At 39.0% G+C, this 23990-nt stretch carries 37 protein-coding genes; 34 read left to right on the forward strand and 3 right to left on the reverse strand.

Going from position 1 to position 23990, the window contains the following annotated elements; translation table 11 throughout:
- Positions 1–8: 8 nt before the first annotated feature.
- Positions 9–443, reverse strand: coding sequence for a flavin-based extracellular electron transfer system protein EetA (gene eetA / locus OC533_RS09510; RefSeq protein WP_010991376.1), 435 nt, complete (start codon positions 441–443; stop codon positions 9–11).
- Between the two features lie 176 nt (positions 444–619).
- The gene (locus OC533_RS09515; RefSeq protein WP_003772929.1) at positions 620–2506 is read right to left on the reverse strand and encodes an FAD-dependent oxidoreductase; all 1887 of its coding nucleotides are present in this window, start codon (positions 2504–2506) and stop codon (positions 620–622) included.
- 445 nt (positions 2507–2951) lie between these two features.
- Here OC533_RS09515 and pplA point away from each other — a divergent pair, with 445 nt between their 5' ends.
- From pplA to OC533_RS09685, 34 genes are all read left to right on the forward strand, one after another.
- Positions 2952–3851 carry an extracellular electron transfer flavoprotein PplA gene (gene pplA / locus OC533_RS09520; RefSeq protein WP_033533564.1) on the forward strand — a complete coding sequence of 300 codons (900 nt, stop codon included), beginning with the start codon at positions 2952–2954 and terminating at the stop codon, positions 3849–3851.
- A gap of 162 nt (positions 3852–4013) precedes the next feature.
- Positions 4014–5096: an FAD:protein FMN transferase gene (locus OC533_RS09525; protein ID WP_033533563.1), complete on the forward strand. Its 1083-nt coding sequence runs from the start codon at positions 4014–4016 to the stop codon at positions 5094–5096.
- 81 nt (positions 5097–5177) lie between these two features.
- A complete protein-coding gene (menA, locus tag OC533_RS09530) occupies positions 5178–6137 on the forward strand; it encodes a 1,4-dihydroxy-2-naphthoate polyprenyltransferase (RefSeq protein WP_194323984.1) in 960 nt (319 codons plus the stop codon).
- Between the two features lie 19 nt (positions 6138–6156).
- Positions 6157–6957, forward strand: coding sequence for an FAD export ECF transporter transmembrane subunit FmnA (gene fmnA / locus OC533_RS09535; protein ID WP_033533562.1), 801 nt, complete (start codon positions 6157–6159; stop codon positions 6955–6957).
- A 360-nt stretch (positions 6958–7317) separates the two neighbouring features.
- Positions 7318–7626, forward strand: coding sequence for a 30S ribosomal protein S10 (rpsJ, locus tag OC533_RS09540; RefSeq protein ID WP_003720954.1), 309 nt, complete (start codon positions 7318–7320; stop codon positions 7624–7626).
- Positions 7627–7660: 34 nt separating this feature from the next.
- Positions 7661–8290 carry a 50S ribosomal protein L3 gene (gene rplC / locus OC533_RS09545; protein WP_003772936.1) on the forward strand — a complete coding sequence of 210 codons (630 nt, stop codon included), beginning with the start codon at positions 7661–7663 and terminating at the stop codon, positions 8288–8290.
- Between the two features lie 25 nt (positions 8291–8315).
- Positions 8316–8939: a 50S ribosomal protein L4 gene (rplD, locus tag OC533_RS09550; protein WP_003727695.1), complete on the forward strand. Its 624-nt coding sequence runs from the start codon at positions 8316–8318 to the stop codon at positions 8937–8939.
- A complete protein-coding gene (rplW, locus tag OC533_RS09555) occupies positions 8939–9223 on the forward strand; it encodes a 50S ribosomal protein L23 (protein ID WP_003728540.1) in 285 nt (94 codons plus the stop codon). Before rplD ends, rplW begins: the two co-directional genes overlap by 1 nt.
- Positions 9224–9263: 40 nt before the next feature.
- Positions 9264–10097 carry a 50S ribosomal protein L2 gene (rplB, locus tag OC533_RS09560; RefSeq protein ID WP_003727696.1) on the forward strand — a complete coding sequence of 278 codons (834 nt, stop codon included), beginning with the start codon at positions 9264–9266 and terminating at the stop codon, positions 10095–10097.
- An 87-nt stretch (positions 10098–10184) separates the two neighbouring features.
- Entirely contained in the window at positions 10185–10463 is a 279-nt protein-coding gene (gene rpsS, locus OC533_RS09565; protein WP_003720946.1) for a 30S ribosomal protein S19, read from the forward strand.
- Positions 10464–10483: 20 nt separating this feature from the next.
- The gene (gene rplV, locus OC533_RS09570; protein ID WP_003727697.1) at positions 10484–10840 is read left to right on the forward strand and encodes a 50S ribosomal protein L22; all 357 of its coding nucleotides are present in this window, start codon (positions 10484–10486) and stop codon (positions 10838–10840) included.
- 3 nt (positions 10841–10843) lie between these two features.
- A complete protein-coding gene (rpsC, locus tag OC533_RS09575; protein ID WP_003720944.1) occupies positions 10844–11500 on the forward strand; it encodes a 30S ribosomal protein S3 in 657 nt (218 codons plus the stop codon).
- 2 nt (positions 11501–11502) lie between these two features.
- Positions 11503–11937 (forward strand): 50S ribosomal protein L16, encoded by a 435-nt coding sequence (rplP, locus tag OC533_RS09580; protein WP_003720943.1) that lies wholly within the window; start codon positions 11503–11505, stop codon positions 11935–11937.
- On the forward strand, positions 11927–12118 hold the full coding sequence (gene rpmC / locus OC533_RS09585; RefSeq protein WP_003720942.1) for a 50S ribosomal protein L29: 192 nt from the start codon (positions 11927–11929) through the stop codon (positions 12116–12118). Before rplP ends, rpmC begins: the two co-directional genes overlap by 11 nt.
- 27 nt (positions 12119–12145) lie before the next feature.
- The gene (gene rpsQ / locus OC533_RS09590) at positions 12146–12409 is read left to right on the forward strand and encodes a 30S ribosomal protein S17 (protein ID WP_003720941.1); all 264 of its coding nucleotides are present in this window, start codon (positions 12146–12148) and stop codon (positions 12407–12409) included.
- A 79-nt stretch (positions 12410–12488) separates the two neighbouring features.
- Positions 12489–12857 carry a 50S ribosomal protein L14 gene (gene rplN / locus OC533_RS09595; protein ID WP_003723686.1) on the forward strand — a complete coding sequence of 123 codons (369 nt, stop codon included), beginning with the start codon at positions 12489–12491 and terminating at the stop codon, positions 12855–12857.
- A 37-nt stretch (positions 12858–12894) separates the two neighbouring features.
- Positions 12895–13206, forward strand: coding sequence for a 50S ribosomal protein L24 (rplX, locus tag OC533_RS09600; RefSeq protein ID WP_003720939.1), 312 nt, complete (start codon positions 12895–12897; stop codon positions 13204–13206).
- 26 nt (positions 13207–13232) lie between these two features.
- Complete coding sequence (gene rplE, locus OC533_RS09605) at positions 13233–13772, forward strand: 50S ribosomal protein L5 (protein WP_003720938.1); 540 nt, start codon at positions 13233–13235, stop codon at positions 13770–13772.
- A gap of 30 nt (positions 13773–13802) precedes the next feature.
- Positions 13803–13988 carry a type Z 30S ribosomal protein S14 gene (locus tag OC533_RS09610; protein WP_003723684.1) on the forward strand — a complete coding sequence of 62 codons (186 nt, stop codon included), beginning with the start codon at positions 13803–13805 and terminating at the stop codon, positions 13986–13988.
- 30 nt (positions 13989–14018) lie between these two features.
- Positions 14019–14417 (forward strand): 30S ribosomal protein S8, encoded by a 399-nt coding sequence (gene rpsH / locus OC533_RS09615; protein ID WP_003720937.1) that lies wholly within the window; start codon positions 14019–14021, stop codon positions 14415–14417.
- 30 nt (positions 14418–14447) lie between these two features.
- On the forward strand, positions 14448–14984 hold the full coding sequence (gene rplF, locus OC533_RS09620) for a 50S ribosomal protein L6 (RefSeq protein ID WP_003749693.1): 537 nt from the start codon (positions 14448–14450) through the stop codon (positions 14982–14984).
- Positions 14985–15023: 39 nt separating this feature from the next.
- Positions 15024–15383, forward strand: coding sequence for a 50S ribosomal protein L18 (gene rplR / locus OC533_RS09625; RefSeq protein WP_003764129.1), 360 nt, complete (start codon positions 15024–15026; stop codon positions 15381–15383).
- A gap of 21 nt (positions 15384–15404) precedes the next feature.
- Complete coding sequence (gene rpsE, locus OC533_RS09630; protein ID WP_003772938.1) at positions 15405–15908, forward strand: 30S ribosomal protein S5; 504 nt, start codon at positions 15405–15407, stop codon at positions 15906–15908.
- 16 nt (positions 15909–15924) lie between these two features.
- Positions 15925–16104 carry a 50S ribosomal protein L30 gene (rpmD, locus tag OC533_RS09635; RefSeq protein ID WP_003720933.1) on the forward strand — a complete coding sequence of 60 codons (180 nt, stop codon included), beginning with the start codon at positions 15925–15927 and terminating at the stop codon, positions 16102–16104.
- Positions 16105–16161: 57 nt separating this feature from the next.
- Positions 16162–16602 (forward strand): 50S ribosomal protein L15, encoded by a 441-nt coding sequence (rplO, locus tag OC533_RS09640; RefSeq protein ID WP_003764125.1) that lies wholly within the window; start codon positions 16162–16164, stop codon positions 16600–16602.
- Positions 16602–17897, forward strand: coding sequence for a preprotein translocase subunit SecY (gene secY, locus OC533_RS09645; RefSeq protein ID WP_003772941.1), 1296 nt, complete (start codon positions 16602–16604; stop codon positions 17895–17897). The genes rplO and secY overlap by 1 nt, the downstream gene beginning before the upstream one ends.
- A gap of 59 nt (positions 17898–17956) precedes the next feature.
- A complete protein-coding gene (locus OC533_RS09650) occupies positions 17957–18604 on the forward strand; it encodes an adenylate kinase (protein WP_003768462.1) in 648 nt (215 codons plus the stop codon).
- A gap of 387 nt (positions 18605–18991) precedes the next feature.
- Complete coding sequence (gene infA, locus OC533_RS09655; RefSeq protein ID WP_003720929.1) at positions 18992–19210, forward strand: translation initiation factor IF-1; 219 nt, start codon at positions 18992–18994, stop codon at positions 19208–19210.
- Positions 19211–19313: 103 nt separating this feature from the next.
- Positions 19314–19427 carry a 50S ribosomal protein L36 gene (gene rpmJ, locus OC533_RS09660; protein WP_003720928.1) on the forward strand — a complete coding sequence of 38 codons (114 nt, stop codon included), beginning with the start codon at positions 19314–19316 and terminating at the stop codon, positions 19425–19427.
- A gap of 18 nt (positions 19428–19445) precedes the next feature.
- A complete protein-coding gene (gene rpsM / locus OC533_RS09665; protein WP_003723677.1) occupies positions 19446–19811 on the forward strand; it encodes a 30S ribosomal protein S13 in 366 nt (121 codons plus the stop codon).
- Between the two features lie 22 nt (positions 19812–19833).
- Positions 19834–20223 carry a 30S ribosomal protein S11 gene (gene rpsK / locus OC533_RS09670; protein ID WP_003720926.1) on the forward strand — a complete coding sequence of 130 codons (390 nt, stop codon included), beginning with the start codon at positions 19834–19836 and terminating at the stop codon, positions 20221–20223.
- A 109-nt stretch (positions 20224–20332) separates the two neighbouring features.
- Complete coding sequence (locus OC533_RS09675; protein ID WP_003723676.1) at positions 20333–21277, forward strand: DNA-directed RNA polymerase subunit alpha; 945 nt, start codon at positions 20333–20335, stop codon at positions 21275–21277.
- 16 nt (positions 21278–21293) lie between these two features.
- Positions 21294–21701, forward strand: a complete 408-nt coding sequence (gene rplQ, locus OC533_RS09680) for a 50S ribosomal protein L17 (protein WP_003768456.1) — start codon at positions 21294–21296, stop codon at positions 21699–21701.
- Between the two features lie 241 nt (positions 21702–21942).
- Positions 21943–23037, forward strand: a complete 1095-nt coding sequence (locus tag OC533_RS09685; RefSeq protein ID WP_194323988.1) for a winged helix DNA-binding domain-containing protein — start codon at positions 21943–21945, stop codon at positions 23035–23037.
- A gap of 41 nt (positions 23038–23078) precedes the next feature.
- Here OC533_RS09685 and OC533_RS09690 read toward each other — a convergent pair whose 3' ends face one another.
- Complete coding sequence (locus OC533_RS09690) at positions 23079–23978, reverse strand: acetamidase/formamidase family protein (protein WP_185541270.1); 900 nt, start codon at positions 23976–23978, stop codon at positions 23079–23081.
- Positions 23979–23990: the final 12 nt, after the last annotated feature.

Genomic DNA, 23990 nt, shown 5'->3' on the forward strand with positions numbered 1-23990 from the left:
GGATAAGGTCAGGAAGAGATAATTGGATCATCTGCATCTCCTGAACTCCCGTCACTCGCTTTTACTTCAATCACTAACTTATGTGGAAGACAAACGACTGTATCACCTTGTTTATCAATTGCCCCAGTTCGAACGCAAACTTGATCGTTGCAATTAGCTTTACTGATTCGAATTTCTTCCCCCGAAACCTCAATCGTGTTAGTATGTCCATCTGGCTGTTTCACATCAAAGCTTTCAGTCCCTTTATGCCCAGTAAGCGTAACGGTTTTATATTCCTTACTATCAACCGAAATAACCGCAACAAGCTCTTTTTTTCCATTAGCTGGAGCAGGTTCATTCGCTTTTACATATGAAAAAATAGCAATCGGCAAAAAGGAAAGTATGCAAAGAGATAAAATAATTATAATATCCCAGCGTTTCACCATATAAAAGTACTTTTTCACCGCATTGCCTCCTTTCCAAATGTCATGTACAAATCCTATTTTAAAGGATAACGCCTAAATATAATAGGAAAAAGTTCATAAAAATAAACAAATAATAAAAACGGAAGCACCTCCTATGCCAAAACTGGCTTTTGGATGCACTCCCGATTTTTAATTTAAAATTTTAACTAGCTAATTTACTTGTCTCTGTAAACGGACCTCGGCTTACCGTACCACCAGTGACCAAGATGTTTTTGGAACCAAGGAACAGCCCAATAATCAAGACCGAATGTACGTCCAGCACCATTTAGAAGTGCGATAGAAGCTGGTAACGCCCAGAATTTGTCCCAACCAAGCATAGCGCTTAGAGTGAACATTACTAGGAATCCAGCACTTCCGATACTTACAAGCCAAGTGAATAGACCAACTACCATAGCAAGACCAATTGCAAGTTCAACAAAAGGTACAACTTTTTGCATTACTAGAGCAACGTCAAGGTTTGGCATAAGAAGTTTCATAATCCATTCAAACCAACCAGGCATATGGCTAAGAATTGGTGTAGTTACGTTTGTCGCAGCGGCACCAGCAGCATCACCGGCAGCTTGACTAGCGCCAGATGTTGCAGCAGTTTGTAACCATTCAAAAGGCATTTTTGAACTAGTTGCTGTTAACCAAGAATCAGAACCAATACCATTAAATAGAGGTTTTAAGTTAGTAATACTTACTTTATCCCATGTAGTTTCACCGTAGATTTTAGAAAGAGCTTCGTCAATCCAGAACCAACCTAGATATACACGTAAAGGAAGAACCCAAAGTACGTTACCGTAACGAGAAGTCCAACCACGGAAGATGTTACGGTGATCTTTAATGTGGAAGAATTCGTGCATAATATATTGCCACATGTAATAACCACTGCGAATACCAAAGAAGTAATAAAGGTTAACCATATGTTTCATTAAAATAGCGAACCAACCAGATAGATGCATGCCACCAAGGTGAGCAACACCGTATTTAGCCCCGATAGATACCATGACACCATGATATTTACCTTGGAATGGTTCTTTTTCGCCAGTACCACTCATTTCAACGATGATGCTTTTCGCTGCAGTTAATGCAGTTTGTTCAGCACCTTCAACGATTTGTGGAGTTGGCTTGCCATCTTCATCTTCAAAGTAAGCAAGGTCACCAACAACATAAACGTCTTTAAGACCTTCTGCTTCCATATATTGATTTACTTTCAAACGTCCTGCACGAGCAGATTCCATGCCATAATCTTTTGTATCAGAGTTAGCACGAACACCAGCAGTCCAAATTAATGTACTTGTTGGAAGCTCTTCGCCAGATTTAAGAACGATGCTTTCAGGTTTAACTTCAACAATTGCAGCGTTTTTCATGATTTCAATACCTTTTTTAACCATGTAACGTTCTGCTTTGTCAGCGTCTCTTCTTTCAAGCATGTTTAGGATTGTTGGAGCAGCTTCTACTACAACTAGTTTAATTTCAGATGCGTCAATTTTGTTATCTTTAGCTAGACGATCTTTCCATTCTAAAAGTTCCCCAACCATTTCGATACCAGTAAATCCAGATCCACAAACAACGAATGTTAACATTGCTTTACGTTTTTCAACGTCTTGTTCGCGGGATGCTTTAGTTACTGTTTCTTCAATATGATTGCGTAATTTAACAGAATCTTCCCAAGACCAAAGTGTAAAGCCGTTTTCGCCAACACCAGGAGTCCCGAAATCATTAGGTTCGCCGCCCATACCAAGTACTAGGTAATCGAACGGATAGCTTCCGTGTTCTGTTGTTACAACTTTCTTATCGTGATCTACATGTGTCACGTTGTCAGTTACAAGATTAACTTTTGTTCTATTAAACAAGCGACGTAAATCATATTGAATTGCAGTTGGTTCAACACGACCACCAGCAACCTCATGAAGTTCAGTCATCATTGTGTGGTACGAATGACGATCGATTAATGTAATATTGACGTCTTTGTCTTTCTTGTATTTCTTAGCTAATTTCTTAGCAGCGTGTACACCTGCATATCCTGCCCCAATTAAAACGATATTCTTTTCAGGCATATGCTTCCTCAACTCCTTGTAAGTTTATTCACAAAAATAAAATGAGTCCAAAATTCCCCACAGTATTATTATAACCTATCATAGTTTAACAGAAACATCCTACTAATGTCTAGATAGTAAAGAACAATTCTAATCTAAAAACCGAAAAATAGGACTTTATACAAAATTTATATATTTGAGCAGGCTAAAAGTCCTTGTTTTATCTAGGTTGTTAGACATTTTTGTATGCTATTTTGCTAGAAAATGATGGTTTTACCCAATTTTTATGTATCAATAGTCATTATTTTGAAAATTAGATGAATTATGTCTTTAGAATTACAGTAGACAAAAGCGCACGCTGATGGTATCATTTGTATTGTAAAAGTGATATCGCTTTCGCAGACTATCCGTTTGTGTTCACGTTATCACAAACAAGGTTTTAATAAAACAAAAGGTGGGAGCAAATATGAAATTGAAAAAAGTAGCAATGGGTATTACCGTAGTAATGGCTTCAAGTTTATTACTAGTAGGTTGCGGTAGTAACGATGACAGCAGCAAAGATAAGAAGAGCACAGATACAAAACAAACAGAAACAAAGAAAACAGCTAAAACAGACGGTACTATGACTGATGGTACTTACAAATTAGAAGAAAAGAATTTCGACGACAAAGGCTGGAAAGGTTTCATGTCAATCGAAGTTAAAGATGGTAAAATCACTAAAGCTAACTACGATTACAAAAACAAAGACGGCAAACTTAAATCTGAAGATGCAGACTACGAAAAAGCAATGAAAGACAAAGTAGGAACTGGTCCTCAAGAATACTTGAAACAATTAAGCGATTCCCTTGTTAAAGGACAATCTGCATCATCTGTAGAAGTAGTTTCAGGAGCAACTCATTCCTCTGACGCTTTCATCAACTATGCAAACCAATTAATTCAAGCAGCTCAAAAAGCTGATACAACTACAATCTCCATCAACAACCTAGCTAAAATGGAAGATGGAACTTATAAATTAGAAGAACAAAACTACGCACATGGTTACCGTGTAGTATTCAGCATGGACGTTAAAGATGGCAAAATCACTAAATCTGATTACAACTATGTTGACAAAGACGGTAAACTTAAATCAGACGACGCTGACTATGAGAAAAACATGAAAGCTAAATCTGGTACTGGTCCAAAAGAATACATCCCAGCACTTAATAAATCTCTAGTAGAGAAACAAGATGTTGCTGCAGTAGACACAGTTTCTGGTGCTACTAACTCTTCTAACCAATTCAAAATCTACGCAGCTCAACTTCAAAATGCTGCACAAAATGGTAACACTGATACTATCAAAGTGTACAACCTAGTAGAAGCTGAATAATTAGCACAATGAAAAGCACAAAGCGGCTGGCCCTAAATCTGGGGCTAGCCGATTTTTTTATCGCAAAACAGAGGAATTAAGCCTTTTTACTGTAGATTTATTCCTTTTTTTACGCTATAGTTATTCAAGTAAAGATCACGGATTAGAAAGGTGAAAAAGCTAATGAAGAAATGGAAAATAATACTTTCAGTTATCGTATTGGCACTTGTTGTGTCGGCATGCGGAAATTCTAATAACGATTCAAAAAAAGAACCAAGTGATTCTAAAACACTTTTGGAACAGCCTTACTCTAAAACTGATTTCCTAATGGGAACAGTAGTCACACTTAAAATCTATGACAAAGGCAAAGAAGACGTTCTAGACAAAGGTTTCGATCGCATTAAAGATTTAGCTGCTAAAATTACTACAAGCGATGCAGAAAAAACATCGGAAGTTGACAAAATAAATGAACAAGCTGGAAAAAAACCAGTAAAAGTTTCTAAAGATGTCTACTATTTAATCCAAGAAGGACTGAAATACTCGGAAAACTCTGGTGGTAGCTTTGACATTACCATTGGACCTCTTACTTCTTTATGGCATATCGGTTTTTCCGATGCGCGCAAACCTTCGCAAGCGGAAATCGATGCAGTTTTACCATTAATTAATTATAAAGACGTAAAAATGAACGACGAAGAGCAAACAGTCTACTTGGAAAAAGAAGGCATGGAGCTTGATTTAGGAGCAATTGCAAAAGGGTTCATCACTGACGAAACATTAAAAGTGTTCAAAGATAACAAAGTAACTACTTCCATAATTGATTTGGGCGGAAATATTTATGTTCAAGGGAAAAATCCTAATGGCAATAAATGGAATGTTGGAATACAAGATCCGTTTTCTCCGCGTGGTAGTGTGATTGGGAAGCTTCCAGAATCTGATATGTCGATTGTAACTTCGGGTATTTATGAACGTTACCTAGAAGTGGACGGAAAAACATATCATCACATTTTAGACCCAAAAACAGGGTACCCGTTTGATAATGATATTGCTGGCGTGTCTATCGTATCTAAAAAATCTATTGATGGCGATGGCTTATCAACAGCTACTTTCTCCAAAGGAATTAAAGGCGGAATGGATTACATCGAGCAGTTTAAAGGTGTAGACGCTATCTTTATTAGTAAAGAGAAAAAAGTATACGAAACATCCGGCCTAAAAGGGCAATTTGAATTAACAGATAAAAATTTCCAAATGGACACTTTGAAAAAATAGACTATTATATATAGAAGAAAGTGAGCAGACTTCTAACCGAGGTCTGCTCATAATAAGGTAGAGAGGGGTTAAAAAGGGGTTATGTCAATATCATCATTCCTGAAGTTGGTTGAAATCCAGACGAAGATAGCTAGCGTATTTCCGTTTATGTTAGGGATGCTATTTGTTGTGTATCAATATGATATGTTTAAGCCTATTAATACGTTGATATTTTTTGGCTCTATGCTAATTTTTGATTTAACAACTACCGCAATTAATAATTATATGGATTACCGTAAAGCCACAGATAATCATGACTACGACTACAGGACAACAAGCAACGTTATCGGGCAACAACAAATTCCAGAACGAACAGTTATTATTACTATTTTTCTGATGTTTTTCATTGCAACTGGTTTAGGTGTTTGGCTTGTTTTCCGCACTGATTTGCTAGTGCTATTAATTGGATTTGTATGCTTCTGTATAGGTATCTTGTATACATTTGGTCCTGTGCCACTTTCGCGTATGCCGCTTGGAGAGATTTTTTCAGGGGTTACGATGGGATTCGGGATTTTCTTCTTAGCTGTTTATGTAAATGCGTACGATGCCGGAATTGCGAATTTACTTTGGCAAGGAGAAATGGTAACCATCCAGTTCAATCTAATAGAAATCATCCGGATAGGTGTGGTATCCTTACCATGTATTTTCACGATAGCGAATATTATGCTAGCCAATAATTTGTGCGATTTAGATGAAGATATTAGAAATCATCGTTATACACTTCCTTATTATATAGGTAGAAAAATGGGCGTTCTTCTTTTTAATGCACTGTACTATGCGTCGTTTTTAGCAGTGGTTGTTTCGGTATTTATTCATTTCTTGCACCCAATCATGCTAGTGTCCGTGCTGGCTGTTTATCCGGTCTATCGTAATTTAGTTAAATTTAATAAAGAACAAGTGAAATCAAAAACATTTGTTATTGGTATACGCAATTTTGTGCTGGTTAATGCGACGTTAACAATCTTAATGGCGGTTAGCGTTGTAATTCAACAATTGACGTGAGTGAAGGGGGCTTCTTTGAATGATAGAAAAACTGATATTAGGTCGTTTTGTTCCAGGGGAGTCCTTAATTCACGGACTTGATGCGAGAACGAAATTGCTAGCTGGGTTTTATTACATTGGAATTTTATTTCTAGCGAATAATTGGTGGACATACGCTTTAATGGTCTTATTCACGCTAATGATTGTTCAAATGACGGGGATAAAGTTGAAAGTGTTCATAAAGGGAGTTAAACCGCTTATTTGGTTAATCTTATTCACCGTTGTGATGCAAATTTTGTTCGCGAGTGGTGGAACAATTTATTTTGACTGGGGTCCTTTTACAATTTCGTCTTTCGGTCTTTTGAATGGTGTTTTTGTGTTTTTACGCTTTGTATTAATTATTATTATGTCGACAGTCATTACTTTAACAACTACCCCGATGAACTTAACAGATGCAATTGCGTATATCCTTCGTCCTTTTGCGGTGCTCAAAGTACCTGTTAACGACATCGCCTTAATGATCTCCGTTGCGCTACGTTTTATTCCGACACTTATGGGTGAAACGGATAAAATTATGAAAGCTCAGCGCGCACGTGGAGTTGATTTTGGTGAAGGAAACTTATTCGAACAAATGAAAGTGGTTGTTCCGATTTTTATTCCGCTTTTCGTTAGTTCCTTTAACCGGGCCGAAGAGCTAGCCGACGCAATGGAAGCTAGAGGTTATCAGGGCGGGGAAGGACGAACTCGTTTTCGGATACTTCACTGGCACTTTGGCGATCTTGTTGCGCTATGTGTCATGTTGCTTCTAACAGCCGGACTTATATTGCTTCGTACTTCTTAAAAACATTCGAATTATCGGATGTTTTTTTATTTTATTTAAAAACCAAAGAATACTGCTATGAAGCGTTTTTCGTCAGATAATAAACCGAGATTCTTCTATATAATAGCTTCTATGAAAATAACTTAAAACTTTTTTCAAAAAGCGGTTGATTACTACCCCTAACCCGTGTATAATAGATAAAGTGCAAATGGACAGGCATTGGTCTGCCCTTTTGACAACGAGCACCCCGGTATTGCCGGGAATGCCCATGTGATGAAGTGAAAGGTTGCTGACACACCCGGCCGCTTTGCCATGGCGGATGTTCAGGTAATTTTCACGGAGAATGTCTACTTTGAAAGTAGGCGAAAAGGAGGGAAAGTAATGGCAAAACAAAAAATTCGTATTCGTTTAAAAGCGTATGATCACCGTATTTTGGATCAATCAGCAGAAAAGATCGTAGAAACAGCGAAACGCTCAGGTGCTTCCGTATCTGGTCCGATTCCACTTCCGACAGAGAAGTCTATCTACACAGTCTTGCGTGCGGTCCACAAATATAAAGATTCTCGTGAGCAATTCGAAATGCGTACACACAAACGTTTAATCGACATCGTTAATCCAACACCACAAACAGTTGATAGCTTGATGCGTTTAGACTTGCCAAGCGGTGTGGACATCGAAATCAAACTATAATAAGAATATATTAAATTAACAGGAGGTGTGACTCATGACCAAAGGAATCTTAGGTAGAAAAGTAGGGATGACACAAGTTTTCACTGAAAACGGCGAACTTATTCCAGTAACAGTAATCGAAGCAGCACAAAACGTGGTACTTCAAAAGAAAACTGTTGAAACTGACGGCTATGAAGCTGTACAAATCGGTTTCGAAGATAAGAGAGCAAAATTGTCAAACAAACCCGAACAAGGTCATGTAGCAAAAGCCGATACTACTCCTAAGCGCTTCATTCGCGAATTCCGCGATGTAAACTTAGACGAGTATGAGATTGGTGCAGAAGTAAAAGTAGACGTATTCGCAGAAGGTGACATCATCGACGCGACAGGCGTATCGAAAGGTAAAGGATTCCAAGGTGTTATTAAACGCCACGGACAATCACGCGGCCCTATGGCCCACGGTTCCCGTTACCATCGTCGCCCAGGTTCAATGGGTCCAGTAGCACCTAACCGTGTTTTCAAAAATAAACTACTTCCAGGTCGTATGGGTGGAGAACAAATCACTATCCAAAACCTAGAAATCGTTAAAGTAGACGTTGAAAAGAACGTTCTTTTAGTAAAAGGTAACGTTCCAGGCGCTAAAAAAGCATTAGTTCAAATTAAAACTGCTACTAAAGCAAAATAATTCATTTGGAAAGGAGGACTAACGAATGCCAAAATTAAGCTTACTTAAACAAGATGGAACAAACGCTGGCGAAATTACTTTAAACGACACTGTTTTCGGTATCGAACCAAATGAAAAAGTTGTTGTTGACGTAATTTTGAGCCAACGTGCATCCCTACGTCAAGGGACTCATAAAGTGAAAAATCGTTCAGAAGTACGTGGTGGCGGACGTAAACCATGGCGTCAAAAAGGTACAGGTCGTGCCCGTCAAGGTTCAATCCGTTCCCCACAATGGCGCGGCGGTGGTGTCGTATTCGGCCCAACACCTCGTTCATATGCTTACAAATTACCTAAGAAAGTTCGTCGTTTAGCGATTAAATCGATTCTTTCTTCTAAAGTAAATGAAGAAAAATTAGTTGTACTTGAAGGTTTGACTTTCGATGCACCTAAAACAAAAGAATTTGCGGCTTTTCTTAAAAATATCTCTGTAGATACTAAGGCACTAATCGTAGTTGCTGGTGAAAGTGAAAATGTAGAATTATCTGCACGCAACTTACAAGGCATTACAGTTATTCCAGCTGAAAGTATCTCAGTACTAGAAGTTGCTAAACATGATAAGTTAATTATCACTAAAGCAGCTGTCGAAAAAGTAGAGGAGGTGCTCGCATAATGGATGCACGCGACATCATTAAGCGCCCAGTTGTAACTGAAGAATCTACAAGCATTCTCGACGATAAGAAATATACATTTGAAGTAGATACTCGCGCAACTAAAACGCAAGTAAAATACGCAATTGAAGAAATTTTCGACGTGAAAGTTGCTAAAGTAAACGTAATGAATTACAAAGGCAAACTTAAACGTATGGGCCGTTATGCAGGTTACACTAACAAACGTCGTAAAGCGATTGTTACTGTTACAGCTGACAGCAAAGAAATTCAATTCTTTGAAGTATAATTCGACTAACTTTAAATAATTCTAACGAGGAGGGGAAACAATGGCGATCAAAAAGTATAAACCTACCACTAACGGGCGCCGGCATATGACAAGTTCAGATTTCGCTGAGATTACTACAAGTACTCCAGAAAAATCTTTACTACGTCCTCTTAAAAAGAAAGCCGGACGCAATAACCAAGGTAAGTTAACTGTTCGTCATCACGGCGGTGGCCATAAACGCCAATACCGCGTGATTGATTTCAAACGTAACAAAGATGGTATTCCTGGACGCGTTGCAACGATCGAGTACGATCCAAACCGTTCTGCTAATATTGCTCTAATCAACTATGCTGATGGAGAAAAACGCTACATCATCGCAGCGAAAGGCCTTGAAGTAGGTCAAACAATTTATTCAGGAGCAGAAGCTGACATTAAAGTTGGTAATGCACTAGAATTAAAAGATATTCCAGTGGGTACTGTTATCCACAATATCGAAATGAAACCTGGTAAAGGTGGACAATTAGTACGTTCTGCTGGAACAAGTGCTCAAGTACTTGGTAAAGAAGGCAAATACGTATTAATCCGCTTAAACTCCGGTGAAGTTCGCATGATCCTTGCTACTTGCCGTGCTACAATCGGTCAAGTTGGTAACGAACAACACGAACTTATCAACATCGGTAAAGCAGGTCGTTCACGTTGGATGGGTAAACGCCCAACTGTTCGTGGGTCTGTAATGAACCCGAACGATCACCCACACGGTGGTGGTGAAGGTAAAGCTCCAATCGGTCGTAAATCGCCAATGTCTCCATGGGGTAAACCAACTCTTGGATACAAAACACGTAAGAAAAACAACAACTCCGATAAATTTATCGTACGTCGTCGTAAGAAAAAATAATCGGATTAATAGATTGAATAAAATTGGTAGCAGGATAGCGAGGACAAGCGTTCTCAGCTTCCTGACTATGCGAAGGGAGGTTCCGTCATGGGTCGTAGTTTGAAAAAAGGACCTTTTGTTGATGACCACTTGATGAAGAAAGTGGAAGCAGCAGCAGAAAGCGAAAAGAAACAAGTAATTAAAACTTGGTCTCGTCGCTCCACGATTTTCCCAACTTTTGTTGGACAAACAATCGCAGTATATGATGGACGTAAACACGTTCCTGTTTATGTTCAAGAAGATATGGTAGGACACAAACTGGGCGAATTCGCACCAACTCGTACGTACCGCGGTCATGCGGGCGACGATAAAAAAACTAAACGCTAATTTGAGAGGAGGATATCCTAATGGCAAGTGAAGTTACAAGCGCAAAAGCCGTTGCCAAAACGGTTCGTATTGCTCCTCGCAAAGCTAGAATCGTCATTGATTTAATTCGAGGCAAGCAAGTTGGCGAAGCAATTGCAATCTTGAAGTATACTCCAAGATCAGCTTCCCCAATTATTGAAAAAGTATTAAAATCCGCTATTGCTAACGCAGAGCATAACTATGATTTAGACATTAACAACCTTGTAGTAGAGGAAGCATTTGTTGACGAAGGTCCAACACTTAAACGTTTCCGTCCACGTGCACAAGGTCGTGCAAGTGCAATCAACAAACGTACTAGCCACATTACAGTTGTGGTATCTGAAGTGAAGGAGGGATAATTCGTGGGTCAAAAAGTACATCCAATAGGTATGCGTATCGGTGTCATCCGTGATTGGGACTCCAAATGGTACGCGGAAAAAGATTATGCGGACTTCTTACATGAAGATTTACGCATCCGTGATTATGTTGCAAAACGTTTATCTGACGCTTCTGTTTCTCGCGTAGAAATCGAACGTGCAGCTAACCGTGTGAATATCACTATTCATACTGCTAAACCTGGTATGGTTATCGGTAAAGGTGGTTCTGAAGTTGAAGCATTACGCAAAAACTTAAACGAACTTACTCAAAAACGTGTTCATATCAATATCGTAGAAATCAAACGTGCTGACCTAGACGCAAAATTGGTTGCTGAAAACATCGCTCGTCAATTGGAAGGTCGTGTATCTTTCCGTCGTGCGCAAAAACAAGCTATCCAACGTACTATGCGTGCTGGAGCAAAAGGTATCAAAACTCAAGTATCTGGTCGTCTTGGCGGAGCGGATATCGCTCGTGCTGAACACTATAGCGAAGGAACAGTACCTCTTCATACATTGCGTGCCGACATCGACTACGCATGGGAAGAAGCTGACACAACTTATGGTAAACTAGGCGTTAAAGTCTGGATCTACCGTGGTGAAGTCCTTCCTACGAAGAAAAACAATGTGGAAGGAGGAAAATAATAATGTTAGTTCCTAAACGTGTAAAATACCGTCGTGAATTCCGCGGAAACATGCGTGGACGCGCGAAAGGCGGAACTGAAGTTGCATTTGGTGAATATGGTCTTCAAGCAGTTGAAGCTTCTTGGATTACAAACCGTCAAATCGAAGCAGCTCGTATCGCAATGACTCGTTACATGAAACGTGGCGGTAAAGTTTGGATTAAAATTTTCCCTCATAAATCTTACACTTCTAAACCAATCGGGGTTCGGATGGGTAAAGGTAAAGGTGCTCCGGAAGGTTGGGTAAGCCCAGTCAAACGTGGCAAAATTATGTTTGAAATCGCAGGTGTTCCTGAAGATGTAGCGCGTGAAGCATTACGTCTAGCAGCACACAAACTGCCGGTCAAAACTAAGATCGTTAAACGTGAAGAAATTGGTGGTGAAGCAAATGAAAGCTAATGATATCCGTGATTTATCCACTACCGAAATCCAAGATCAAGAAAAAGCTTTGAAAGAAGAGCTCTTCAACCTGCGCTTTCAATTAGCTACTGGTCAATTAGAAAACACCGCACGTATTCGTGAGGTTCGTAAAGCAATTGCCCGTATGAAAACAATCGTTCGAGAAAGAGAACTTGCTTAAAAAAGAATCGTAAGGAGGTTTTAATACATGGCTGACCGTAACCAACGTAAAGTTTATACTGGTCGTGTTGTATCCGATAAAATGGATAAAACAATTACCGTGGTTGTTGAAACGTACAAGAAACATGGTTTGTACGGTAAACGCGTGAAGTATTCTAAAAAATTCAAAGCGCATGATGAAAATAACATTGCAAAAACTGGCGATGTAGTTCGTATTTCCGAAACTCGTCCATTGTCTGCAACTAAACATTTCCGTTTATTAGAAGTTGTAGAAGAAGCAGTAATTATCTAAATCAAAAGTTAAAAATAGATTGTGAAAAGTTGCCGAGTGCAATTTTTCCGACCCGTTATTCTGGAAGGAGGGTGTCCTAATGATTCAACAAGAAAGTCGTATGAAAGTGGCTGATAACTCTGGCGCACGTGAAGTGTTAACTATTAAAGTGCTAGGTGGATCAGGACGCAAAACTGCTAACATTGGTGATGTTGTCGTGTGTACCGTTAAACAAGCAACACCAGGCGGCGTTGTCAAAAAAGGTGAAGTTGTTAAAGCAGTAATCGTTCGTACTAAGAGTGGAGCACGTCGTCAAGACGGTTCTTACATCAAGTTTGATGAAAATGCATGTGTCATTATCCGTGACGATAAAAGTCCTCGTGGAACACGTATTTTTGGACCTGTTGCTCGCGAACTTCGTGAAAACAACTTTATGAAGATCGTTTCTTTAGCTCCAGAAGTTCTTTAAAAAATAAGTTCCAAGAAATCAAGGAGGTGCTATACCAATGCATGTCAAAAAAGGTGATAAAGTAAAAGTTATTACTGGTAAAGATAAAGGCAAATCCGGCAAAGTGCTCGCAGCATTTCCGAAAAAGGACCGCGTACTTATCGAAGGAATCAATATGGTTAAAAAACATACTAAACCTTCCAACATCAACCCGCAAGGCGGAATCTTGAATGTTGAAGCACCAATCCATGTTTCAAACGTAATGCTAATTGACCCTAAAACTGGCGAACCTACTCGTGTAGGCTACGAAGTTAAAGGTGATAAAAAAGTACGCGTAGCAAAAAAATCCGGTGAAGTAATAGATAAATAATAGTCGTAGGAAGGAGGGAATATTACATGAATCGCCTTAAAGATCAATATCTTAAGGAAATTGTTCCTGCTTTAATGAGCAAATTCAATTATGACTCCGTAATGGAGGTTCCAAAAATAGATAAAATCGTAATCAACACTGGTGTTGGTGACGCTACAGCAAATGCGAAAGTGTTAGACAGTGCAGTGGAGGAGTTAGCTCTTATCACTGGTCAAAAACCTGTTATCACAAAAGCAAAAAATTCTATCGCTGGTTTCCGTCTTCGTGAAGGAATGCCAATCGGTGCTAAAGTAACATTGCGTGGTGAACGCATGTATGATTTCTTAGATAAATTAGTTACTGTTTCACTTCCACGTGTTCGTGATTTCCGTGGCGTATCGAAAAAAGCTTTCGATGGTCGTGGTAACTATACGTTGGGTGTTAGAGAGCAACTTATTTTCCCTGAAATTGATTACGATCAAGTATCAAAAGTACGCGGTATGGACGTAGTAATCGTTACAACTGCCAAAAGTGATGAAGAATCTCATGAGTTACTTACTCAACTAGGGATGCCATTTCAAAAGTAATCAAAACTAATTTAGTAGGGAGGCGAAAACGTGGCTAAGAAATCCATGATCGCGAAGCAAAAACGTACACCAAAATACGCTGTTCAAGCATATACTCGTTGTGAACGTTGTGGTCGTCCACATTCCGTTATTCGCAAATTTAAATTATGCCGTATTTGTTTCCGTGAACTTGCCTATAAAGGTCAAATTCCCGGCGTGAAAAAAGCAAGCTGGTAAGAAAGAGTTTAAGGAAGGAGGGTATTATACATGGTGATGACAGATCCAATTGCAGATTTTCTAACTCGCATTCGTAATGCAAACATGGTTAAACATGATAAATTAGAACTGCCTGCATCCAAAATCAAAAAAGAAATTGCTGAAATATTGAAGCGTGAAGGTTTTATCCGTGACGTTGAATATATTGAAGATGACAATGCTGGAACAATCCGTGTTTTCTTAAAATATGGAGCGACTGGCGAACGTGTAATCACTGGTTTGAAACGTATCAGTAAGCCAGGTTTACGTGTATATGCAAAATCAACTGAGGTGCCTAAAGTACTTAACGGTCTAGGTATCGCAATCGTGTCTACTTCCCAAGGCGTTTTAACCGACAAAGAAGCCCGTGCTAAACAAGTCGGCGGAGAAGTACTAGCATACGTTTGGTAAGAAAAAGTAAACCATAAGGAGGTGCAATAAATGTCCCGTATAGGTAAAAAAACTATTGTGATTCCTGCAGGTGTAACAGTTACACTTAATGGATCAACAGCAACAGTTAAAGGTCCTAAAGGTGAACTTGTAAAAGAGTTCAACCCAGAAATTACTATTAATATTGAAGGCAACGAAATTAACGTTTCTCGCCCGACTGATAATAAAAACCACCGTGCACTTCATGGTACAACTCGTGCTATTCTTAATAACATGGTTGTCGGAGTTTCCGAGGGTTATGAAAAGAAATTAGAACTTATCGGTGTTGGTTACCGTGCGCAAAAACAAGGAGACAAACTTGTTCTTAACGTAGGGTACTCTCATCCAGTAGAGTTTGTTGCTCCTAAAGGCGTAGAAATTGAAGTTCCTGCAAACACTCAAGTGATTGTTAAAGGATACAACAAAGAACACGTTGGCGAGTTAGCTGCAAACATTCGTGCCGTACGTCCACCAGAGCCATATAAAGGTAAAGGTATTCGTTACGAAGGCGAACATGTACGCCGTAAAGAAGGTAAAACTGGTAAATAATGCCGCTTAATTAGGCAAATGAGAGAAGAGGTGAGTCGTGTGATTACCAAAATCGACAAAAATAAAGTACGTAAAAAAAGACATGCTCGTGTTCGTTCTAAGATTTCTGGAACTGAAAGTCGTCCACGTTTAAACGTATTCCGTTCAAACAAAAACATTTATGCTCAAGTTATTGATGATGTAAATGGTGTGACACTTGCAAGTGCGTCTAATTTAGATAAAGATTTCGGTTCTGCTGAATCCAAAGTTGATGCAGCAAGCAAAGTTGGCGAACTAGTTGCTAAACGTGCTTCCGAAAAAGGTATTACTTCTGTCACTTTTGACCGTGGAGGATACTTATATCATGGCCGCGTAAAAGCTCTTGCTGAAGCAGCTCGCGAAAATGGACTAGAATTTTAATAAGAAGGAGGGACATATTACATGCCTGAGCAAATTGATGGAAACAAATTAGATTTAGAAGAACGCGTTGTTACAATCAACCGTGTTGCTAAAGTAGTTAAAGGTGGACGTCGTTTCCGTTTCACAGCACTTGTTGTTGTTGGAGACAAAAATGGTCATGTTGGTTTCGGTACTGGTAAAGCACAAGAAGTTCCAGATGCAATCCGCAAAGCTGTTGAGGATGCTAAAAAGAACATGGTGTTTGTACCAACTGTAGACACAACTATTCCACACACTGTAGTCGGACATTTTGGTGGCGGAGAAATTCTTCTTAAACCAGCTAGTGCCGGTTCTGGTGTAACTGCTGGTGGTCCCGTTCGTGCGGTCCTAGAACTTGCTGGTGTTGCTGATGTATCTTCCAAATCGCTTGGATCTAATACACCAATTAACATGGTACGTGCTACAATCGACGGAATTAAACAACTTAAAAACGCTGAAGATGTTGCGAAACTTCGTGGCAAAACAGTAGAAGAATTGTTAGGATAAGGAGGGAATTATCATTATGGCGAAGTTAGAAATTACTCTAAAACGTAGCTTAATCGGACGCCCTCAACCACAACGCAAAACTGTTCAAGCATTAGGTCTTGGTAAAACAAATTCTGTAGTGGTTAAAGAAGATAATCCTGCAATTCGTGGGATGATCACTAAAGTAAGTCATTTAGTGGACGTCAAAGAAGTTTAAGCTTAATATAATAATATGTAATTGATAGAATTTGTTAAATAGGAGGAGGTGCTTGACATGAAACTACATGAACTTAAACCTTCAGAAGGTTCTCGTAAAGAACGTAATCGTGTTGGTCGTGGAACAGGCTCTGGTAACGGCAAAACTTCTGGACGCGGTCATAAAGGACAAAAAGCTCGTTCCGGTGGTGGCGTACGCCTAGGTTTTGAAGGTGGACAACTTCCACTTTTCCGTCGTATTCCAAAACGTGGATTCACAAATATCAACCGTAAAGAATTTGCTATCGTTAACTTAGATGTTTTAAACCGCTTTGAAGATGGTACAGAAGTAACACCAGAACTTTTAATCGAAACTGGAATAATTCGTAACGAAAAATCCGGGATTAAGATTTTATCTGATGGAAATATCGAGAAAAAACTTACTGTGAAAGCGAACAAATTCTCTGCAGCTGCAAAAGAAGCTATTGAAGCAGCCGGCGGAAAAACTGAGGTGATCTAATGTTTCAAACGTTAGCGAACTTCTTCAAAGTAGCAGACATCCGTAAAAAAATACTATTTACATTAGCTATGCTAGTTATTTTCCGTATTGGTACATTCGTGCCAGTACCGGGAGTTAACGCAGCTGCTTTACAATCTAGTATGGATGGCGGTATTTTGGGGTTCTTAAACACATTTAATGGTGGGGCTTTAAAAAACTTCTCAATTTTTGCCATGGGTGTAATGCCTTACATTACATCTTCCATTATTGTTCAGTTACTTCAAATGGATGTTGTTCCCAAGTTAACTGAATGGTCTAAGCAAGGGGAAATGGGTCGTAAAAAACTCAATCAACTTACTAGATACATGACGATTGGACTTGGTTTAATCGAAGCATTCGGTATGGCATACGGGTTTAACCGCATGTCATCTGCTGGTTTGGTTATCGAACCGTCCATCGGTAGATATGTGATTATTGCAATCGTATTAACTACCGGTACAATGTTCTTAATGTGGTTAGGGGAACAAATCACTGTTAAAGGCGTTGGTAATGGTGTTTCCATCATTATCTTTGCAGGTATTGTTGCTCGTATTCCTGATGGAGTGCGTCAATTATATGTTTCGCAAATTGAAAACGCTGGTGATCAACTGTTCTTACACATTTTAACGTTAGCAGGTGTGGGAGTTGCGATTCTAGCTATTGTTGTAGCTGTTATCTTCTTCCAACAAGCACTTCGTAAAATTCCAATTCAATACTCTAAACGTGTAGCAGGAGCAAAACAATCGGGCGCGCAAGCAACTCATTTGCCATTAAAACTTAACTCTGCTGGAGTTATCCCAGTTATCTTTGCAAGTGCATTTATTATTACACCGCAAACAATTCTTACTTTCTTTGATCAAAGTAACGATATTGTAAAAGTATTGAAAGACGTGTTTGATTACACAAAACCAATTGGTATGATTTTATATGTTGCACTAATTGTTGCTTTCACTTATTTCTATGCTTTCATTCAAGTGAACCCTGAGAAAGTTGCGGACAACTTGAAAAAGCAAGGTGGGTATATTCCTAGTAAACGTCCTGGTCGGGAAACACAAGCTTATCTTACATCGGTACTTTATCGATTAACATTTGTTGGTGCGATTTTCCTTTCAGCGGTTGCTATACTTCCAACTATCGGTACTACTGTGTTTAGTTTACCGCAGTCACTTGCCGTTGGTGGTACAAGCCTACTAATTGTTATCGGGGTAGCATTAGATACTACGAAACAACTCGAAGGACAACTTGTAAAAAGGAACTATCGGGGATTTATCAAATAACACGCGGTTCTTGTTAGGATTTCCTAGCAGGAGCTAGCGCGTAATAAGGGGCGAAACAGTTGAAATTAGTATTAATGGGACTGCCCGGCGCCGGAAAAGGCACACAAGCGGAACAGATTGTTGAGAAATACAACATTCCTCATATTTCCACTGGAGATATGTTCCGAGCAGCTATGAAAAATAATACGGAATTAGGAAAGAAAGCTAAATCCTTTATGGACAATGGCGACCTTGTTCCTGATGAAGTAACAAATGGTATCGTTCGTGAACGTTTGGCCGAAGATGATGCTAAGAATGGTTTCTTGCTTGATGGTTTTCCGCGTACAGTGGAACAAGCAGAAGAGCTAGAAAATATTCTAAGTGATTTAGGGACAGAACTTGATGCTGTCATTAACATTGAAGTTGATAAAGATGTTTTAATGAAACGTCTTACAGGTCGTTGGATTTGTCGGACTTGCGGTAAAACTTACCATGAAATCTATAACCCACCAAAAGTTCCTGGGAAATGTGATTTAGATGGCGGAGAACTTTACCAACGCGAAGATGACAAAAAAGAAACTGTTGAGAATCGACTAAATGTCAATATGAAACAGACCAAGCCGCTTCTTGATTTTTACTCTGAAAAAGGTAAACTTCATAGCATAAACGGCGAGCAAGATATTAATGACGTTTTTGTAGATGTGGAAAAAATTCTTGCTTCTTTTTGAGGGGTAAGCTGTGCTGAAATCACTGTCAAAATCAATGCGTGCAAATTGATTTGATTTGTAGTATAATGGATAATTGGCAGTGGAATTAAAGGCATCTAAGCAAATCATGATGAACGAGAGAACCGTTTGAAGATCATCCGAATGACGTATATGTTCTACCCTGATCTGTTCAGCCGCAATGCTTTTGCGAGTGACAGTTCTTCTGGTTTTTACGGATTTCACTTTTACAGGTTGTCTGCAAAGCTGGCGAAATGTGTTGCCTTTTATTGAAGTGCATCCATTTTTGCATGTTTTACGTTTTTTTCATGTAAGAGAAATAGTTACACTGAAAGGATTAGGCCTGCATCAGGAACAAATCCAAGAATACAAGAAGGAGGTAGCAAACATATGGCAAAGGAAGATGTTATTGAAGTAGAAGGCGTTGTGCAAGAAACTCTACCAAACGCGATGTTCAATGTTGAACTCGAAAATGGTCATAAAGTACTGGCAACTGTTTCTGGTAAAATTCGCATGCATTACATTCGTATTTTACCTGGAGATAAAGTGACAGTAGAGCTTTCTCCATACGACCTGACACGCGGAAGAATTACTTATCGTTTTAAATAATTTGCACTCCGAAATTGAATTTATATACCGGTCTGGTTTATCCAGCTTAGAAATTATCGGTTTATAGAGACATTTTCTCTAATAAACAAGGAGGTATATCTATATGAAAGTAAGACCATCAGTGAAACCTATGTGCGAAAAATGTAAAGTTATTCGTCGTAAAGGTAAAGTAATGGTAATTTGTGAAAATCCAAAACATAAACAAAAACAAGGATAAGAGGAGGTGCTTAAGTAAATGGCACGTATTGCAGGTGTGGACGTTCCACGTGAAAAACGTATTGTTATTTCCCTGACTTACATTTATGGTATCGGTAAACAAACAGCTAAAGAAGTTCTTGCTGAAGCTGGTGTTTCTGAAGATACTCGTACTCGTGATTTAACTGAAGAAGAGCTAGGTAAAATCCGTGAAATCTTAGACCGCATTAAAGTTGAAGGTGACCTTCGTCGTGAAGTAAACTTAAACATTAAACGTCTAATCGAAATCGGTTCTTACCGTGGCATGCGTCACCGTCGTGGACTTCCAGTTCGCGGACAAAATACAAAAAATAATGCCCGTACTCGTAAAGGCCCGTCCAAAACAGTAGCAGGTAAAAAGAAATAATAGTAAAGGAGGTAGTTAGTGAATGGCTCGTAAAACAAATACTCGTAAACGTCGTGTGAAAAAGAATATCGAATCTGGTATTGCACACATTCGTTCTACATTTAATAATACGATCGTAATGATTACTGACACACATGGTAATGCTTTAGCTTGGTCAAGTGCAGGTTCTCTAGGATTTAAAGGTTCTCGTAAATCTACTCCTTTCGCAGCGCAAATGGCAGCTGAAAGTGCAGCAAAATCAGCACAAGAACATGGTTTAAAAACATTAGAAGTAACTGTTAAAGGTCCTGGTTCAGGTCGTGAAGCGGCTATCCGTGCACTACAAGCAGCTGGTCTTGAAGTAACAGCTATTAAAGATGTAACTCCAGTTCCACATAACGGATGTCGTCCTCCAAAACGTCGTCGCGTATAAGTGGTCGTTTTCTTTTGCCAATAGTAGATTTTTACTGTCTTAACTATCAAGGCAGAGAGTTTGACATAAAGACTGATATTCTAGACGTTTTGAAGGAGGGTAAATTTGAATGATCGAAATTGAAAAGCCAAAAATCGAGACGATTGAGATCAGCGATGATGCCAAGTATGGAAAGTTTGTTGTAGAGCCACTTGAGCGTGGATATGGTACAACTTTGGGTAACTCCTTACGTCGTATTCTATTATCTTCTCTTCCAGGTGCAGCAGTAACCTCTATCCAAATTGATGGAGCTTTACATGAGTTTTCTGTAATTGAAGGTGTAGTAGAAGATGTAACAACCATGATTTTAAATATTAAAAAACTTGCGCTAAAAATCTATTCTGATGAAGAAAAAACATTAGAAATCGATATGCAAGGTCCTGGTGTAGTAACTGCAGCTGACATTAATTATGACAGCGACGTTGAGATTTTAAATCCCGACTTACACATTGCTACATTAAGTGATAATGCTAAATTTCATGTGCGTTTAAATGCGACTCGTGGTCGTGGTTACACACCTGCTGATCAAAATAAACGCGAAAATATGCCAATTGGTGTACTTCCAGTCGATTCAATCTTTTCACCGGTTATCCGTGTGAACTATCAAGTGGAAAATACACGTGTTGGACAATCAACTAATTATGATAAGCTTACGTTTGATGTGTTAACTGACGGAAGTATCAGCCCAGAAGAAGCAGTTTCACTTGGAGCTAAAATTCTTTCTGAGCACTTAAGTATCTTCGTTAATTTAACAGATGAAGCACAAAAAGCTGAAATTATGATTGAAAAAGAAGAAAGCCATAAAGAGAAAGTGCTTGAAATGACTATTGAAGAATTAGACTTGTCTGTTCGTTCATATAATTGTTTGAAACGCGCTGGAATCAACACAGTACAGGAACTTGCTGACAAATCCGAAGACGATATGATGAAAGTCCGTAACTTGGGCCGTAAATCGCTTGAGGAAGTTAAAGTAAAACTGGCTGACCTTGGCTTATCTCTAAGAAACGAAAACTGATAAAGGAGGCAATTCCATGGGTTACAGAAAATTAGGTCGTACAAGCTCACAACGTAAAGCGTTACTACGTGATCTTGCAACGGATTTAATCGTACATGAACGTATTGAAACAACAGAAGCTCGCGCTAAAGAGATTCGTAAAGTTGTTGAAAAACTAATCACTTCTGGGAAAAAAGGAGACTTGCACGCTCGTCGTCAAGCAGCTGCTTTCATCCGTCATGAAGTTGTAGAAGTAGTACAAGTAGATGCTAAAGGTAAAGATGGTTCTACTGTGAAGAAAAACCGTCCTGTATACGCTCTACAAAAACTATTTGATGATGTTGCTCCACGTTACGCGGAACGTCAAGGTGGTTACACTCGTATCTTGAAAAAAGGTCCACGTCGCGGTGACGGCGCACCAATGGTTATTATTGAATTAGTTTAATAATAAAACGTTTAAAGCAAGTGGAGTGTCATGATATGGAGACTTCGTGTTTCCTTGTCTAGCTCTGTGTTTCCTAGTCTATTTAATCGTAGGCTAGGAGGCAGGCTTTTTTTGTTTGACCTGCTTTACGGACATGCTTCGTGTGTGGGTCAAACTTGAAAAGCTATATTTTTTCACTTGCCTTTTATTCTGAAAGCATCTATAGTAAACCTCAAAGATTTGTTTCGAGGGGGAACTAGGTATGCAATCAGTCACTAACTCGCAAATAGCTCAAAATCGGTTATACAATTCAGGTCTATTACAAAATAAATTTTCTAGCGCACCGGATGCTTCTCGTGCGTTATTTGGCATTCAATCACAGTATCAACAGTTTGGTGAAATCAGTTTGTTTAACCGGGTGCCTGATCTCACAAAAGAAAAACTTCAATATGATTATGATCAAAAAGATTTAATTAAAATATGGGGTCAAAGGATGACTGTACATATGTATACGCCTTCTGACTGGTTTTTTGTGCATGATGTTTATTCGGATAAGAATAATTGGTTAAAAAAGCACGCTGACTCTCTAGGGCATGATTTAGACTTACTGCTGGAGGATATGGAGCAACTTCTTTTAAGCGAAGAGAAAATACCGAAAGAAGCATTTGCCGAATTATTAGGACAGCACGCTAAAGAACTTATGCTATGGGGTGGTGTTTTTATTCAAGGATCGCTTGATGGCACGCTCTTTTGTGTACCGGAATCACCTAAAACAAGATTTTATAGTCATAGAAATTGGATTAGTGCAGAAAAACAAACTAATTGGCTAGAAACTGGTCGTAATGAAGGTGGACTTGAGGTAATGATTGACCGTTACTTTAGCGCGTACGGTCCAGCTACAATTCGGGATTTCAAACACTGGACAGGCCTGCGGAAGTATGAATTCCAACAAACACTTGAGGAGGCTCTTGAAAATTATTTTAGTTACTTAGGTGAGGATGGTCAGGTTTACTATAGCAAAACAGAAATTCAAACTGACTTAGAACAACAACGGCCACTTTTATTAGGAAAATTCGATCCACTTTTTGTTAGCTACGGGAAAAAAGACTGGTTAGCTGATGCAACTGAAACAAGTTTGATTTGGCGTCCGGCTGGGCAGATTGAGGCTGTTCTAATTGTAAATGGCTTATTTTACGGAACTTGGAGATATAAGATAACAGGGGATAACGTAACGTTCACCTTCTTTCTTACTAAAAAAATGACGAAGAAAAACCAAAAATTTGTTGAAACGGAAGCGAGAAAATTAGCGAAATTTCTTCATAAAAAATACCAAGGAAGTTTTTTTGAACAAATTTAAAAGAAGCCCGTTCGCAAAAGCTATCGCGAACGGGCTTCTTTTTATAGGAAAGGCATCTCTGGGAAGCTACTTAATGGAAGCTTGATACTTGTTGTGACGTTTGCTTTATTCAGCCTGCAAACTTCAAAATCAGCTTGTAAAGATAATAAAAATATTGCATCTTCTAGTGTTATTTTATCTGATTCCATTAGTACGTTTAACATGTTTTGTAATGCCTTTTTTGTTGCCTTTTCGGTAGTAAGTTCAGAGCCGAGGCAGATTAGGTTGTTTTTATGAATAATAATCGGTGTTGGGGCTGTTTTGTTTTTGAGTAATTGTAGCCGTAATGTTACTTCTGCAGGGACTTCTGCGCTGGTTGATGTTGTTTTTCCGAAACCTGTAGTTGCTCTTATATCAGCTACATGGAGCATTGCCCCGAATTTTTCTACTGGTAAAAATATTGTAGCGCCTTCTGTTATATCGGGAGAGTCAAGTGTCCCGCCGTGTTTAGTAGGCATATGAAATGGTTTTGTTTGATGAATGGATTCGGTTTTTAATAGACCAATTGTTTTTTGTAATTGTACGTGGATTTCATCGGAATAAATAATCTTATTCTGTTTGATTTTATAGCGGCGGATACAATTATTTGGTAGTAAATCATCTGTTACACCGATAGTAGGTCCATTTAATAAAACGACATCTTTACTTGTGAGGGTGATTTTTTCAATGGTTACTGCGAGTAAGTCCCCTGGGCGCGCTTCTTCAATACAGATTGGGCCTGTGGTGGGCGAAAACTGCTTCCAATCTATTTCCCCGTAGTGAAGCTGTTCTTTGTTGATTTGGCCATTGAAGTGATCTTTTATTTTTATTGTCACAACGGAGCCATCTTTGACTGTAAGCACAGGTTGTGTTGATTCATCCATCTTATGAATCGAACGTTCTGAAGTTACAAAGTTTTTCATCTCATCCCTTCT

This window comes from Listeria sp. Marseille-Q6474 (assembly GCF_946902005.1).
GTDB classification, from domain to species: domain Bacteria; phylum Bacillota; class Bacilli; order Lactobacillales; family Listeriaceae; genus Listeria; species Listeria innocua.